This window comes from Arthrobacter sp. TE26545 (assembly GCF_056279005.1).
This window is the reverse complement of record NZ_JBWBQM010000001.1, coordinates 884,073-898,041: the sequence shown is the minus strand read 5'-3', so window position 1 is coordinate 898,041 and position 13,969 is coordinate 884,073. Positions and strand designations below refer to the sequence as shown.

15 protein-coding genes are annotated in these 13,969 nt (G+C 63.3%); 10 read left to right on the top strand and 5 right to left on the bottom strand.

The genetic code is table 11. The annotated features are described in order from the left end of the window. The first annotated feature begins 42 nt into the window (after positions 1-42). The 6 genes from ACZ9CK_RS04010 to ACZ9CK_RS03985 all read left to right on the top strand — a co-directional run bounded on the left by ACZ9CK_RS04010 (position 43) and on the right by ACZ9CK_RS03985 (position 5,810). Entirely contained in the window at positions 43-483 is a 441-nt protein-coding gene (locus ACZ9CK_RS04010; RefSeq protein ID WP_476049319.1) for a MerR family transcriptional regulator, read from the top strand. A 124-nt stretch (positions 484-607) separates the two neighbouring features. Continuing rightward, positions 608-1,834 carry a glycosyltransferase family 4 protein gene (locus ACZ9CK_RS04005; RefSeq protein WP_476049318.1) on the top strand — a complete coding sequence of 409 codons (1,227 nt, stop codon included), beginning with the start codon at positions 608-610 and terminating at the stop codon, positions 1,832-1,834. After that, positions 1,831-3,216 (top strand): UDP-glucose dehydrogenase family protein, encoded by a 1,386-nt coding sequence (locus ACZ9CK_RS04000; RefSeq protein ID WP_476049317.1) that lies wholly within the window; start codon positions 1,831-1,833, stop codon positions 3,214-3,216. The genes ACZ9CK_RS04005 and ACZ9CK_RS04000 overlap by 4 nt, the downstream gene beginning before the upstream one ends. A gap of 55 nt (positions 3,217-3,271) precedes the next feature. After that, positions 3,272-3,901 carry a DUF6318 family protein gene (locus ACZ9CK_RS03995; protein WP_476049316.1) on the top strand — a complete coding sequence of 210 codons (630 nt, stop codon included), beginning with the start codon at positions 3,272-3,274 and terminating at the stop codon, positions 3,899-3,901. Between the two features lie 644 nt (positions 3,902-4,545). Then, entirely contained in the window at positions 4,546-4,890 is a 345-nt protein-coding gene (locus tag ACZ9CK_RS03990) for a hypothetical protein (RefSeq protein WP_476049315.1), read from the top strand. A 143-nt stretch (positions 4,891-5,033) separates the two neighbouring features. Next, on the top strand, positions 5,034-5,810 hold the full coding sequence (locus ACZ9CK_RS03985; protein WP_476049314.1) for a hypothetical protein: 777 nt from the start codon (positions 5,034-5,036) through the stop codon (positions 5,808-5,810). Between the two features lie 130 nt (positions 5,811-5,940). Here ACZ9CK_RS03985 and ACZ9CK_RS03980 read toward each other — a convergent pair whose 3' ends face one another. The 3 genes from ACZ9CK_RS03980 to ACZ9CK_RS03970 all read right to left on the bottom strand — a co-directional run bounded on the left by ACZ9CK_RS03980 (position 5,941) and on the right by ACZ9CK_RS03970 (position 7,839). Beyond that, complete coding sequence (locus ACZ9CK_RS03980) at positions 5,941-6,189, bottom strand: hypothetical protein (RefSeq protein ID WP_476049313.1); 249 nt, start codon at positions 6,187-6,189, stop codon at positions 5,941-5,943. A 379-nt stretch (positions 6,190-6,568) separates the two neighbouring features. Further along, positions 6,569-6,772: a transcription antiterminator/RNA stability regulator CspE gene (gene cspE / locus ACZ9CK_RS03975; protein ID WP_074586232.1), complete on the bottom strand. Its 204-nt coding sequence runs from the start codon at positions 6,770-6,772 to the stop codon at positions 6,569-6,571. Between the two features lie 218 nt (positions 6,773-6,990). Then, positions 6,991-7,839 (bottom strand): trypsin-like serine protease, encoded by an 849-nt coding sequence (locus ACZ9CK_RS03970; RefSeq protein WP_426302455.1) that lies wholly within the window; start codon positions 7,837-7,839, stop codon positions 6,991-6,993. Between the two features lie 133 nt (positions 7,840-7,972). On the opposite strand from ACZ9CK_RS03970, the gene ACZ9CK_RS03965 reads away from it, so the two are divergent. Continuing rightward, positions 7,973-8,746: an alpha/beta fold hydrolase gene (locus tag ACZ9CK_RS03965; protein WP_476049312.1), complete on the top strand. Its 774-nt coding sequence runs from the start codon at positions 7,973-7,975 to the stop codon at positions 8,744-8,746. A gap of 3 nt (positions 8,747-8,749) precedes the next feature. Here the strand turns inward: ACZ9CK_RS03965 and ACZ9CK_RS03960 are convergent, their stop codons facing one another. Further along, positions 8,750-9,718 carry a hypothetical protein gene (locus ACZ9CK_RS03960; protein ID WP_476049311.1) on the bottom strand — a complete coding sequence of 323 codons (969 nt, stop codon included), beginning with the start codon at positions 9,716-9,718 and terminating at the stop codon, positions 8,750-8,752. Then, positions 9,705-10,340 carry a DUF6318 family protein gene (locus tag ACZ9CK_RS03955; RefSeq protein WP_476049310.1) on the bottom strand — a complete coding sequence of 212 codons (636 nt, stop codon included), beginning with the start codon at positions 10,338-10,340 and terminating at the stop codon, positions 9,705-9,707. Before ACZ9CK_RS03955 ends, ACZ9CK_RS03960 begins: the two co-directional genes overlap by 14 nt. A 170-nt stretch (positions 10,341-10,510) precedes the next feature. Between ACZ9CK_RS03955 and ACZ9CK_RS03950 the strand changes: the two genes are divergently transcribed. From ACZ9CK_RS03950 to ACZ9CK_RS03940, 3 genes are all read left to right on the top strand, one after another. Then, a complete protein-coding gene (locus tag ACZ9CK_RS03950) occupies positions 10,511-11,287 on the top strand; it encodes an alpha/beta fold hydrolase (protein ID WP_476049309.1) in 777 nt (258 codons plus the stop codon). Then, positions 11,274-12,530, top strand: coding sequence for a flavin-containing monooxygenase (locus ACZ9CK_RS03945; protein ID WP_476049308.1), 1,257 nt, complete (start codon positions 11,274-11,276; stop codon positions 12,528-12,530). Before ACZ9CK_RS03950 ends, ACZ9CK_RS03945 begins: the two co-directional genes overlap by 14 nt. Positions 12,531-12,822: 292 nt before the next feature. After that, complete coding sequence (locus ACZ9CK_RS03940) at positions 12,823-13,959, top strand: SIR2 family protein (RefSeq protein WP_476049307.1); 1,137 nt, start codon at positions 12,823-12,825, stop codon at positions 13,957-13,959. Positions 13,960-13,969 lie beyond the last annotated feature (10 nt).

Here is a 13,969-nt window from a genome sequence, read left to right as displayed (position 1 = left end):
AGAGTGGTGCAAGAAGATTTTCTTCTTTCTTGAGAGGGTTCCATGGCGGGTTTGGGCAGCGGAAAGTCCGCTGGGGAGCACGACGGCGGTCCGCGCGCCGAAGAGCGCGACGCCTCCGGCAACGGGGATGGACGGGACGCACTGGGCGTCTACGCCATTTCCGTCGCGGCGGAACTGGTGGGCACCGGGCAGCAGAACCTGCGCCTGTACGAACGCAAGGGACTACTCACCCCGGACAGGACCGGCGGCGGCACCCGGCGATACAGCGAAGCCGACCTGAAGACGCTGCGCCGGATCGGGGCACTCTTGGATGAGGGGCTGAACCTTGCCGGGGTGAAGTTGGTGTTGGAGTTGGAAGCTGCGAACCGCGGGCTGACCGAGGATAACCGCGGGCTGACCGAAGACAATCGCGAATTGAGGGCGGACAACCGCGGGCTCCGGAAGGACCTGAAGCAGGCGCGGGACGCCGCAGGCCCACAGTGAACGGCGAGGGCTGACAAGCCACGGCGGTGCCTGCCGCCGTCGTCGGGCATCTGTTAACCAAAGTTTTCCCGCACCGTCACGCCCTCTCCCCCGCGCCGCCAACCGCCGCGCACACCGTGGAGGGGTGAGGATCGCAATCGTCGCCGAATCATTCCTGCCGCTGATGAACGGGGTAACCCACTCGATCCTGCGGGTGCTGGAGCATCTGCAGGAGCGTGGGGACGAGGTGATGGTGATTGCGCCGTCGACGTCGGACACTGATGTTTCGAGCGTCGTCAAGGGTGCGTATGTGCACCGGCTTCCGTCGGTTCCGCTGGCCGGGTACACGAATGTGCGGGTTGCGTTGGGTGGTGTGAGTCGGGTCAAGCGAATCCTTGCCGATTTCGCCCCCGACGTCGTTCACCTCGCCTCCCCATTCGTGCTCGGCTGGCGCGCCGTGCAGGCCGCACACCAGCTCGGCATCCCCACGGTTGCCATCTACCAGACCGAGGTTCCCAGCTACGCCGGGCGCTACGGCGTGCCGTTCCTGGAGAACTGGGCCTGGAACCGGGTGGACAACATCCACCTCCTGGCCAGCCGGACATTGGTCCCGTCCACGTTCGCGCTGAACCAGCTGCGCGGCCGCGGGATCCTGCGGGTGGGCATGTGGCGGCGCGGTGTGGATACCGCGCGCTTCAGCCCCGGGAAGCGTTCGACGGCGTGGCGCGCCTCGGTGGCGTCCGACGGTCAACGCATCATCGGCTACGTCGGCAGGCTCGCCGTCGAGAAACAGGTGGAGGACCTGGCCGTCCTCGCGGACCTGCCTGGCACCCGGCTCGTGATTGTGGGTGACGGACCGCAGCGCGCCGCGCTGGAATCCGCCCTGCCCGGCGCGGTATTCACGGGCTTCCTGGGCGGCGACGCCCTGGCTGAGGCCGTGGCCTCCTTTGACCTGTTCGTCCATCCGGGCGAATTCGAAACTTTCTGCCAGACCATCCAGGAAGCCATGGCCTCCGGTGTGCCCGTGGTGGCCACCGGCCGCGGCGGCCCCTTGGATCTCGTGGAGAACTCCCGCACCGGCTGGCTGTATGAGCCGGGGAACCTCGCCCAGCTCCGTGGTTACGTCCAGGACCTGATGGGCGACGACGCCAAGCGCCGCGCGTTCGGAGCGGCGGCCCTCGCGTCGGTCCAGGGACGGACGTGGCCCGCCCTCAGCTCCGAACTAGTGCGTCACTACAAATCCGTGATCGCCGGCGAGGAACTGGCGGAACTGCCTCTTGCTGCTCCGGTGCCCGTTCCTCCGGCGCATGTATCCCCGGCACCTGTCATCCCGGCGCCGCCCCTGACTTCCAGCAAAGGACTTGCCTCATGAAAATCTCCGTCATTGGCTGCGGCTACCTCGGTGCCGTGCATGCGGCTACCCTCGCCTCGATGGGCCACACCGTGGTGGGCATCGACGTGGATGCCCAGAAGGTGGCGCACCTGAACAAGGGCTTCGCGCCGTTCCACGAGCCCGGCCTGGACGAGCTGCTCCGCGACGGATTCGCCACCGGGCGGCTGAGCTTCTCCACGGAGTTCGAGGACGCCGCCGGCGCAGCCTTGCATTTCCTCTGCGTGGGCACCCCGCAGTCCAAGACCTCGGACATGGCGGACCTGTCATACCTGATCGCAGCCACGAAGAGCCTGCTGCCGCACCTGGCGCAGGGCGCCGTCGTCGTGGGCAAGTCCACTGTTCCGGTCGGCACGGTGGACATGCTCCGCGGCGTCCTGGCCCGCCGTCCCGATGTGCTGCTGGGTTGGAACCCCGAGTTCCTGCGGCAGGGCACCGCGGTGAAGGACTCCCTGGTGCCGGACCGGCTCGTCTACGGGGTGTCCGGCGGCCGTTCATCCGCCGCCGGTATTCCGGTGACGAAAGTGCTGGACGCCGTGTACGCGCCGCTGATCAGCGCGGGCATCCCGCGGCTCATCTGCAACTTCGCGACAGCGGAGCTCATCAAGTCCGCGGCGAACGCATTCCTCGCCACCAAGGTCAGCTTCATCAACGCCATGGCCGAACTGTGCGACGCCTCCGGTGCGGACGTGTCTGAACTCAGCGAGGCGATGGGCCTGGACCCGCGGATCGGCAACCGGTACCTGCACGCCGGTCTCGGTTTCGGCGGCGGCTGCCTGCCCAAGGACATCCGCTCCTTCCGGGCCCAGGCGCGGGCGCTCGACGTGCCGTCCGTCGACGACTGGATGGGCGTGGTCGATTCGGTCAACCTGGGCCAGCGTGCGCGCACGGTGGAGGTCGCGCGGGAGCTATGCCGCGGGCACCTCTCCGGCCGCACCGTCACCGTGCTGGGTGCGGCGTTCAAGCCGGACACCGACGACATCCGCGACTCCCCCGCCCTGGACGTCGCCCTGCAGCTTGCCGCCGCCGGCGCCCACGTGACGGTCACCGATCCGAAGGCGATCAACAATGCCTGGATGCGGTACCCGCAGCTGCGCTTCGAGTCCTCGGTTTCGCGTGCCCTCGAGGGCGCCGAACTGGTTCTCTTGCTCACCGAGTGGGAGGAATACCGCTCGCTGTCGCCTGTCGCCGTCGGCGAGCTCGTACGACGCCGGACTGTGCTGGACGCCCGGAACGTACTGGACGCGTCAGCATGGGAAGCCGCCGGATGGACGGTGCGGGGGCTGGGGACCGGGGGTTCAGCCGCGGTCGCGGGGCCCGTGATCTCTGTGGATAACCCGAAAAGCCGTGTGACAATTCTGTAAAGTCGGTAGGAACGGGCTTCAACGCCACAGCCACACCGACTCGGGGGATGTCCACGTGACTCTCAAATTGCACCATCTTGCGCCCATTGCCGCCGCATTTGTTGCCGGTCTGCTGGCGCTGACAGCATGCCAGGGATCTTCGTCCCCTGCTCCTTCGCCTAGCCCAACGGTCTCTTCTGAATCGCCAACGCCGGACGCCTCGAAGCCAACCCCGGCGTCATCCACGGGACCGGCACGGAACATCCCGGTGCCGAAGCTGCCGGAGGCGGCGACGGCCAACACCAAGGCGGGGTTCGAGGCTTTCGCAAAGTACTGGATGAGCCTGACGAGCTACGCCTACGAAACCGGCGACACCAAACCAGCGGCGAAGATCCAGGGACCCTTATGCAGCACCTGCAATGCGGTCGTGAACGACGTCCGTGCCATCAATTCAAAGGGGCACTGGTCCGAAGGTGGAAAGAGCACACTGACGCTTTTCGAAACCGACTTTGAACCCATGGCCGACGGAGCCGTGTCTGCCTGGGTGACATATCACCAGGATGAGCTCATTGTTTACGGGGCTCCCGCCAAGCCCATCCAGACCATCGCCGCCAACGATTCCGTAGCGCCAATCGAAATGATTGCCAAGTTCGAATCCGGCGCGTGGAAAGTGGTCGAACTCGGTAAACCCAGGGGCTCAAGATAGTGGGTAGGGAATTCAGGCCAAGACATCCCCTCACCCTTGTCGCGGGACTGGCGTTGTTCGCGCCTCTGTGCTTGGTTTTGATTGGGCCAGGACATGCAGCTGATGCACCTAATCCGAATCCATGCCCACCCGGTCAAGCCCCCACCACGGTTGTCGGCGCAGGCCTCAACGGCTCGACGGCCAACTCTGGCGCAGCTAGCCAATGCACCGGCATTGTCAACCCCGTCCAAGACAAGCAGGATGCCCCCGCCGCGGCACCGGCGAAGGGGCCACAGCCCTATTGGGAGCGGGCCTGCTTCGAGTCTGACGGATCCGGAAACGTTTCGTGCCTACTGGCCCAGAAGCAGCAATGCACTGAAAAGCCAGACGGACTCCTAATGCAATATATGGTTCCAGTCCCCGGTTCCGACCCAGCACGTTGGATTCGAAGCGGTCCGGCGGAATGCAAGTACCCCGGTGACCCAGCCGTGGCCTCAGCCGGCGCCCGGCCATTCACTCTCGCAGAATTCCGTTCCCTGCCACTGAAGCCCGCGACGATCGTGACCCAGCCTGGCCGGCACACGCTCAAGGGAGCTCATACAAACGTCTATGCCGAGATCGGCGACCAAGGCTTCTCTCCCCGCCTGGCGGGCAAGGTCATAAGCGTGCGTGCACATCCGTCGTCGTTCGCTTGGAACTACGGCGACGGCACCACCAAAACGTTCACGATCCAAGGCGGACCGCTGCGCCCGGACCAGGCCGAACTCGACTCCGAGACACGCACCAGCCATGTGTACACGAGCACCGGTGACTACGGCATCTCGGTAACCACGACGTACACGGGCGAATATTCGGTCGACGGCGGTCCCTGGATCCCGATCATCGGAACCGCCCAGGTCAATAGCCCAGCCGTTCCGATGAGTGTTTGGCGCACGGAAACACACCTCTACGCGGAGAACTGCCTGGAGAATCCAGACGGGGTAGGCTGCCCGGGCGCACTGAGCAAATAACCACCGGAGTTGAGTCCCGTCTTTCGCCCCCTACGGTAGCGCGAAGCAGTACGGCACTCCGACTTACAGGTGCCTTCTTCCCCGCCCACGCCGCAGTTGCTACGCTCTGCGCACACGTTCAGTGTCGAACCACGGGGGCATAAATGAATACCAAGAAACTGCGCTTTCGCGCGGGCAAAACGGCGTGCGCGTCACGTCTGAATCTCAATCACGCCGACGGCGTGTTCGGGCAAACCAGCGGGCGCCTACGAGCAGCCATTGCGTTTGGGACGCTGGCCTTGCTAATCGCCGGGTGTGCACCAAAGGCACCGGTGTCCGCGCCGGCAGATCTCTCTTCCTCCACCAGCCAATCAGCAAGCGCATCCGCCAGTCCGAGCGAAACAAGCCTCGCACTCACTGCATGTACCAGCGAGAAGGCAACGGAGCAGCAAGGCGGAGAGGACTACGTCTGCACCATGGACGAGGCGGGCATGCTTGTCTGGATGGAATCTTCGGCTTCGAAGAAACTGATGGATGAACGCGCGGCAGCCGCGGCCCTCATCGCAGCGAAGAAGGCCGCGGAGCAAAAAGCGGCAGCGGAGAAACTGGCCGCACAGAAGGCAGCTGCAGCAAAGGCGGCAGCACAGAAGGCCGCAGCAGAACGCGCTGCAGCGGAGAAGCGGGCCGCAGAAGCTGCTGCCGCTCAAGCAGCTGCAGCTGCAGCTGCGGCCGCCGCAGCCCAGCAACAGGCCGCACAACAGCAGGCGCAGCAGTCCAGTTGCGATCCGAACTATACGGGGGCATGTGTACCGATTGCATCGGATGTTGATTGCGCCGGAGGTAGCGGAAACGGTCCGGCCTATGTCCAGGGACCGGTCAGAGTCGTGGGGAGCGACATTTACGGTCTGGATAGAGATGGTGACGGAATCGGCTGCGAATAGGGCCTACCGCGGCTGATCGTGGTCCCGAGGTGCTCTCAACAAGTCTTACTTCCTGTTGAGCGGATCCGTGTCGGTGATGCTAACTCGAAGCTCGACGGCGGGGCGTTCGCGGGCGTCCATGGGGCAAAAGCTAACTGAGCAGGATATCTAGCTCGGCTTCGACCATGCAGGCTACGCGAAGCTGCACAAGAACCTTCTCGGCGCTGCTGAGATCGTCCCCGAGTTTCTTGTTTGCCATGGTGTAGATGATTGCGTGGGCGGCCGAAGTCGATTCGGCTTTCAGCTCCTTCGGCGCACGGGCTGAAATGTCCAAGGTGCGCATCACGAGGTCGTCGGCCATCACCGAGCCCGAAACAAGACCGCGAAGATGCCCTGCCATTCTCCGCAAAGTTCACGTGCGGAGAGGGCCTGTGCCTTCCCCTTCACCTTCTGCTCTGAAAGTGGCTTGTCTGTCGGGCTGGCAGTTCCCGACTGCGCCCTGCTCGCCGTGCTCTCCCCCGCCGGCGCGCTGGTGGCTGGCCTTGGCTCCGGCGCACTCGGGGAAGCACAACCGGCGAGAGTGAACGTGATTGACACTGCCAATGCGGCAAGCTGCGTTTTCATCATGCTCCTGACGTCGTGGTCGTTCCACCACGCTATGAGCACCCTCTCCCTGGCAACACCAGCAATCCGGGCTATGTGGATATCACGCTCAAAGCAACAGAAAACAAAAAGCAGGGCCGGTCAATCGACCGGCCCTGCTTTTTTGAATCCTAAACCTAGATGGCCTGGATGTTCACTGCCTGGGGACCCTTGGGGCCCTGCTCGACGTCGAAGGAAACCTTCTGGTTCTCTTCGAGGGAGCGGTAGCCCGAGGAGTTAATTGCGGAGTAGTGGGCGAAAACGTCCTGGCTGCCATCTTCCGGGGAGATGAAGCCGAAGCCCTTTTCGGCGTTGAACCACTTGACGATACCTGTAGCCATTTTTTCAGTTCCTTACTGAAGGTGGAGGGTTGTCCCGACTGTCGGGCCTCCGGTGTGGGGTGTTCTCCACCGTTACTTCAGAAGTCGCGGGCGGTGAGCCGCGGGAACTGCCTGAACTACCAAATGCCAAACACAACAACACCGTCTAGTCTACAGAGGTTTGGGCGTATGGCTAGTGGTTTGCGAAAATCCGTCCCGCGCCCCCCAGGCCCGTTCCTCTACGGGGTCACCCCAAACGTCGCCAGCCAGTCCTGCACCACCGGAATGTCCACGCGCTGGTAGCCGTCGAGGTAGCGGCAGTTGGCGGTGTAGCCGTAACTGGTTACGCCTACGATCTGGTTGTCCAGGAACAGCGGGCCGCCTGAGTCACCGAAGCAGCTGCCGCCGGTTCCACGCACGTCGTTCGGGTTGCCGTTCACCTGCAGGATCTGCGGGGTGAGCTTCTGTCCGGGGACTTCCCAGTAGCGACGGATGAGCGGGTAACTCATCGGGCTGGGCTTCTGTGGTCCGCTGTCTGGCTTCCGGACTTCGGTGCCGTAGCCGACGCCGGTGAAGATCGTCCTGCTGAGGCTGCCCGTCGGGATCTGGTCGAGCCGTCCGGCGGGGGCCAGGGCCGACGTCGCGTGGTCGAGCGGCTGGCTGAGAACCACGACGCCGACGTCGTTCCAGTTCTTCAGGTCAGTGAAATTCGAGTAGTTGGGGTGCGCGTAGGCGGTGCCGTAGATCTGCCCGGCGAGGTCGGCGGCCGTGTAGCCGACGCTCGGATCCGCGGCTGCAGGAATCCCCGACGGCGGTTGTTCGGCAATGACCGACTCGAAAGTCACGAGGGTGAGCCCGAGGGTTCCTGAAGTACAGTGCGCGGCGGTGAGGATAACTGTTGGGGACACCTGGGTGGCACTGCACCGGAAGCGGCCGTCCGCCTGATAGAAGACGATCATGCCTACGCTGGGATGCAGCTCGCCGTCGGGCGTTCCACCCGTGCTGGCCTGGGCGGCAGGGACGCCGATCAGGAGTGCGGATAGAGCAGTTCCCATGACCGCCAAAGAGGCGACAAGTCTCTTGAACATCAATCAACCCTTCTGCTGAGAGCCCCGGAACGGGACCCGCTGGCTGAAAGTTTCCTCTTGTCTTGCGGGATTGGCTAGAGGTTGCTATCGCTTCCTGTATCGCCCTCGGAGCGCCCGAGCGTACAGTTCTGCCATGGAACCGAAACGGGTCATTCTTCTTCCCGGCAGTGTCCTTCCCGCGGAGCCGGCGTACGGCGAATTGATCAAGGCGCTGGGGCCGGATGTCGACGCCGTCGCCAAGGATCTTGAGCTTTATGAAGGCGACGCTCCCCCGCCGGACTGGACTCTGGACGACGAGATCGACGGCGTGCTGCGCGTGGCCGACGGCCGAGGCTGGGACACCTTCCATCTGCTCGGATATTCAGGGGGCGGCGCCGCTGCCCTCGCCTTTGCCGCCAAGCATCCTGAGCGGTTGGAAAGCCTGGCGCTTCTCGAACCGGCCTGGGCGGGCAGTTGGGACTGGAGCCCGGCGCATGCCGAGCTCTGGGAGGAATACGACGAACTGGACCTGCTTCCGCCCGATGAGTTCATGTCGGCCTTCATGCGGCTGGGCGTGAAGCCCGACGTCGTCCTGCCGCCTCCGCCGCCCGGCAACCCGCCGCAGTGGATGGGCAAGCGGCCGGCGGGGATCAGGGCGTTCATGCGTACCTTCAAGAACTACGAACTGGACCGCGAACGGCTGGCCTCCTTCCGGCGCCCCGTGTTCCTGGCGCTCGGCGGACTCAGCAACCCGGTGGATTACGGAGAGGTGGCCGAACGGCTGTCGAAGGTGTTCCATGACTTCCGCATGGAAGTGTTCGAGGAACGGCACCATTTCGACCCGCCGCACCGGATCGAGCCCGAACGGCTCGCCGGAATGCTGCGGACGCACTGGGAGCGGGCGGAGAACCGCACCCTTCGGGACTGAACTTCAATTGCCTGGGCAGGCCCAGCCAGCCGGGTTCTCGACGCAGTTCTCGGCGACCTGGCGCGTCTCGGTGCGCCACACATTCACCAACTGCGCCGGCGAGGCGAACTGACCGGTCCCCACGATCGGCAGCGAAGGCCCGCCGTTCACCGAATAGGTCCCGCGGAAGCTGGTGGTTACGCCGAGCCGGAAGTCGCCGGTCTGCTTGTAGACATGGCTGGTGCGCGTCCTGGTACCCCATTCGTCCTCGGCGATCGAGCCGCCGGCAAACATGGTGGGGCCGAAGCTCGTGCCATCACCGTAGTTGTAGGTGTATTCGACCGGCGTCGCCTCCAGGTGGACGCTCTGCCCCAGGATCACGACGTCGAACGCCTGCTCGTCTGCCGCAGCGAAGACATTCGTTTCCATCCCCTTGAGGGTGTGCGGACCGGGCTGGACGGTCACCTTCGCAGGCTGGATCGGCAACCTCCGGAAGTCGTTGCCGATGCGTGCCGCGATGGCCCTCAAGACATCTTCGGGGTCCGGGTCGTAGATACAGCTCGGGCCGCCTTGCGGCTGCCAGTCCGAGTAGATGGGATTTTCGATGGATTTCGGGGCAAACTGCCACTGAACCGGCTCTCCGCGCTTGCCGCCAGGCGTCCGCGGCTCGCAGTTCACAGCTAGCCGTTCACAGCCAGTGTCCAATCCGCCACGATCAATGTCGCACAGCGGTAGGTACTTGTATTGATATGGGTCTTCGTCCACATAGCCAGGCGGGGCTTGGATGTAGCCCTTACCGTTTGGATCCTTGACATACCGAACTTTTGCGAGGGCGCCGTTAGGTGCCCAGCCGAGTTCGGTGTCGGTTCCTGTTTCCCCTTGGGCTGGTTCGGTGGCTTCCCCCGTTCCTTCTGCTAGGGCAGGAGCGCTTGAGCCAAGAACGGAGATCAACACGAGTGAAACAGCCAGGATCAGCTTTCTATAGAAGCCCAAGGTCCACCACGTTCCAAGCCCCGCTTTCGTATTTGGCAACGATCAGGGACCCCGAATTTGATGCAGGTGTTGGTTCCCGGAGGGTTGTCCCGCCGGCCTTGAAGTACTTGATCTCTGACTGAATGACTTGGACCACAACTTGTTGTGTGGAATTCGCGCTTTCAAATTCAGCCTTCACTGAAGGCAGCGTGAAGCGTCCGCCAACGGCCCAGCGACCATCTTTGTTGGCGTTATTAACGCCCTTCTCAAGGTTGGAACAAAAACTGCACGCGTTCGACGTTACAGACGACCAGGTCCTGAGATCACCAGTCTCATACCCGTAGCTCAGCAGCGCGAACCAGTACTTCGTGAACGCTTCGAGCCCAGCCTTCGAGTTCTGATCCGCCAGGGCCGGCTTAACAGGAACCGGGACGTTTTGAGCCTTGCCCTTCGCCGAAGCCGGAAGGTACTTCGCCGACGGAGTGGGCGTCGGGCTCGCTGAAGGTGAAGCTGAGCTGCTTGAAGCGGTCGGCGAGTTACCCGGCGTCGGGCTTCCACCCTGGCACGCCGAGAGCAAGAGGCCGGCTCCTACGAGTGCGGCGACAACTCGGCCGCGGGCAAAGGAAAAGGAGCGTTCAGTCATCGAGATCCCCAGCGAATTCATCTAGACAGTGGAAAAGGGTGCCAATTCGAGAATAACGGATCTGTCACATTCTCGAAAAAAGTTATCCACAGCCCTTCATCTCAGTATCTCGCGGTTCAGCCTTGCCCGACCACCTCCCGCATCACCACCCCCGGGCGTACAGTTCAGCCATGGAGCTCACCCGTTCCATCCTCTTGCCCGGCAGCGTCCTGCCCGCGCAGCCGGCCTACGGTGCCCTGATCGAAGCCCTGGGGCCGGAGGTGCAGGCCGTCGCGAAAGACCTCGAACTCTACGCCGGCGACGCCCCTCCACCCGGCTGGAGCCTGGAAACCGAGATCGACGGCGTCCTCCGCGAGGCCGACGCCCGTCACTGGGACACCTTCCATCTGGTGGGCTACTCGGGCGGCGGGGCCGCTGCCCTTGCCTTCGCCGCGAAACAACCCGCGCGCCTGCTCAGCTTGACACTCCTTGAACCCGCATGGGCCGGCACTTGGGACTGGAGCCCGGCCCACACCCGGCTCTGGGAACAATACGAGGCGCTGGACTCCCTGCTGCCCGAGCAGTTCATGGCCGGGTTCATGAGGCTGGCGGTCAGGCCTGACGTCGTCCTTCCGGCGCCGCCCGCGGGCGACCCGCCGCCGTGGATGGCCAAGCGGCCGGCAGGTATCCGGGCGTTCATGGAGACCTTCCGGAGCTACGAGCTGGACCGCAAGAGGCTGGCGGCGTTCCGGCAACCGGTGCTCATGGTCCTGGGTGGCCTGAGCAACCCGGACGACTTCGGCGAGATCATCGAACGCCTGTCGTCAGTCTTCCCTGATCCGCGGACAGAAGTGTTCCAGGAACGCCACCATTTCGATCCACCGCACCGCATCGAACCGGAGCGTCTCGCCATCCTCCTGCACGCACATTGGGAACGGGCCGAAGGAATCAGCCATGCCGAACTCTGAAACACAGCAAACCGACACCCTCATCGTCGGTGCCGGCCAGGCCGGACTGGCCCTTAGCTACTGGCTCAGCCGGGCCGGGGTCGAACACGTGCTCCTCGACCGTCGTCCGGAACTCGGCGGCGCTTGGCAGGACCGCTGGGACGGCTTCTACCTGAACACCCCGAACTTCTCGATCGACCTGCCCGGCATGCCGTACGACGGTCCCGAACCGGAGGGATTCATGCCGCGCGACGAGGTCGTGACCCTCTTCCGGCACTACGCCCAGGCAATCGGCGCGCCGGTCCGCAGCGGCGCCGACGTCACGCGCATCTCGCCCGCGAACGGCGGCTTCGGCGTCGAAACGTCCGAGGGAACCTGGCGGGCACGCAAGGTGGTGCTGGCCACCGGCGCGTACCAGGTACCCAAGGTCCCGCCCCTCGCCGCCGCCATTCCCGGACGCATCTTCCAGCTGCACTCGCACGAGTACCGCAACCCCGGCCAGCTGCCCGACGGTGAGGTCCTGATTGTGGGGACCGCGCAGTCGGGCGGTCAGATCGCGGAAGAACTGCACTCCGCCGGCCGGCAGGTCCACCTGGCCGTGTCCAGCTGCCCGGAAGCACCCCGCCGCTATCGCGGGCACGACATCCTCCACTGGATCCTGAACCTCGGCATCCACGGGCCCGAGTACGGGCTGAACGCTTTCAGGACGGAGCAGCTGCCCTCCCCCGCGGCGCGCTTCGCCTGCAACCCGCTGCTCTCCGGCACCGACGGCGGCCACGCTATCCACCTGCGCGATCTCGGCCGCCAGGGCATGCGGCTGCACGGTCACCTGGATGGAGTCGACGACGGCGGACTCATCTTCACGGACGATCTCCCCGAGCGCCTGGCTGCCGTCGAGACGGGGTTCGGTCAGCGGATGCAGCCCCTGTTTGATGCCTTCATTTCGGCTGCCGGGATTTCCGCGCCTCCGGCGGAGCCGGCAAGGGTGGATGACTGGTTGCCTGAGCCTACCTCGCCACGCTTGAATCTGGCCGGGGAGAATATCACCACGGTCCTGTGGGCGACCGGCTACAAGCTCGACCTAGGAATCGTGGACATTCCCGTCCTGGATGAATGGGATTACCCCCGGCACTCGCGCGGCGTCACCGAATATCCCGGGTTGTTTGCCGTGGGGCTGCCGTGGCTGAGTGGGCACTACTCGTCGATCCTCGGCGGCGTCGGGCTGGATGCGGAGTATTTGGCGGGGCGGATCGTGGAGCGGTAAGTGCAGTTGTGCATCCACTCCCAGTAGGACAGCTGAGCGAAAATCCGGAAAGCTCCCGTGGGCCGGCCACCATCACGTTCATGGTGCGATTGATATCGCACCAAAGGAAGGAAAAGAAGCATCGGAACGAGCTCCTCTCAACCTTGATGACATTGTCGGGGAACTGATGGTGGTAGGACCGCAGGAAAGGCCGGCCCCCAATTGTCGAAGTCACTATTCGGACGAAATTGCAGAAGATGACAGAATTGCCGCACCTTGGAATTAGGGTCACGCACCGAACGGAAGGATAGGGATGCACTCCAATGGGGGCAAGAGAAACGCAGCTGTACTGGTCGGAAACGGGCTCAGTGTTGCCGTAAACCCAAACCTGAATCTGAGAACCATAACCCAGGAGTTGGTCGATCGGATCGGCAGTGCAACTGACGGCGGATCTGACGTCGTTGCTGCGATGAAGGAAATAGCAGAGCGTGCGCTGCCGGAAGGCGCAAAGAGTGATGATGATTTCGAGTTGCTTGTGGGAGCTTTCGGAGCTGAAAGCAGGACGCTGGCCTACCTTCGAGAACTTGCTGCTCTGGTTTCCCCACAGGATGACGATCTCCGCAATGCAATTCAACAGGTACGCGAGTTCGCCGAGCAGGTGAGGGACGAAGGATTGAGCCATGTTCTAGAAGTGATCTTTGAAAGATCACGAGGGAACGGCACCCAGAGGTTGCAAGAGTTCGTTGAAGCGATCGTCGCCGCTTTCGAAGGAAACATCGCGTTTGGCAACCTCAACTATGACACTCTTCTTCTATCTGCCCTTTTGGCAACCGTACCTGGCAAGGACCTTGCAGACATGGGCCACGGCTATAAGAAGTCGACAATCACCGGTGGCGGCCAGAAGATCGATGTGCCCGCACTTCGAACCTCAGCTTCTGCCTTCCCGAGCAATCGCGTGCGGCTGCTTCACCTCCATGGGTCTCTGACTTACTGGTCAAACATGGAGCGAACCATCTTCGCCAAGATCGATACAGCTGCGCTTTCATCCTACGATCAGTGGGAGGCGATCAGGCAGCGCACGACAAATGTACGGCCAGTTGTCGTGCTGGCCAATCAACGCGACAAGTCTGCCCATGTCACCGAGTTTCCGTTTTCGGTTGCGTACGAAGTGTTTGCCAAGGGTCTTGCGGCGTCTGACCACTGGCTGGTTGTCGGCTACTCATTCCGGGATACCTGCGTCAATGACATGCTGAGAGCCGAGTTTTCCGAGCGAACGGACAAACCGACCGTCTTTGTCGTCACCTATGGTGACCAGCCCTCAAGACACGAGGTTGAGCGGGCGTTCGGATGGGGGGTCGAAGATGGGGACTCCCGTTCCTGGCTCTCGATCAACAGAGACGGCGCCAACGATATGAAGGACTCATTGGACTGGAAGTACTTCATCTCATAAGGGGCCCATC

Coding starts and splice junctions, on each gene's coding strand:
- ACZ9CK_RS03940 (WP_476049307.1), top strand. CDS start 12,823: ATGCACTCCAATGGGGGCAAGAGAAACGCAGCTGTACTGGTCGGAAAC.
- ACZ9CK_RS04010 (WP_476049319.1), top strand. CDS start 43: ATGGCGGGTTTGGGCAGCGGAAAGTCCGCTGGGGAGCACGACGGCGGT.
- ACZ9CK_RS04000 (WP_476049317.1), top strand. CDS start 1,831: ATGAAAATCTCCGTCATTGGCTGCGGCTACCTCGGTGCCGTGCATGCG.
- ACZ9CK_RS03950 (WP_476049309.1), top strand. CDS start 10,511: ATGGAGCTCACCCGTTCCATCCTCTTGCCCGGCAGCGTCCTGCCCGCG.
- ACZ9CK_RS03955 (WP_476049310.1), bottom strand. CDS start 10,340: ATGACTGAACGCTCCTTTTCCTTTGCCCGCGGCCGAGTTGTCGCCGCA.
- ACZ9CK_RS03980 (WP_476049313.1), bottom strand. CDS start 6,189: ATGGCAGGGCATCTTCGCGGTCTTGTTTCGGGCTCGGTGATGGCCGAC.
- ACZ9CK_RS03965 (WP_476049312.1), top strand. CDS start 7,973: ATGGAACCGAAACGGGTCATTCTTCTTCCCGGCAGTGTCCTTCCCGCG.
- ACZ9CK_RS03985 (WP_476049314.1), top strand. CDS start 5,034: ATGAATACCAAGAAACTGCGCTTTCGCGCGGGCAAAACGGCGTGCGCG.
- ACZ9CK_RS03945 (WP_476049308.1), top strand. CDS start 11,274: ATGCCGAACTCTGAAACACAGCAAACCGACACCCTCATCGTCGGTGCC.
- cspE (WP_074586232.1), bottom strand. CDS start 6,772: ATGGCTACAGGTATCGTCAAGTGGTTCAACGCCGAAAAGGGCTTCGGC.
- ACZ9CK_RS03970 (WP_426302455.1), bottom strand. CDS start 7,839: ATGTTCAAGAGACTTGTCGCCTCTTTGGCGGTCATGGGAACTGCTCTA.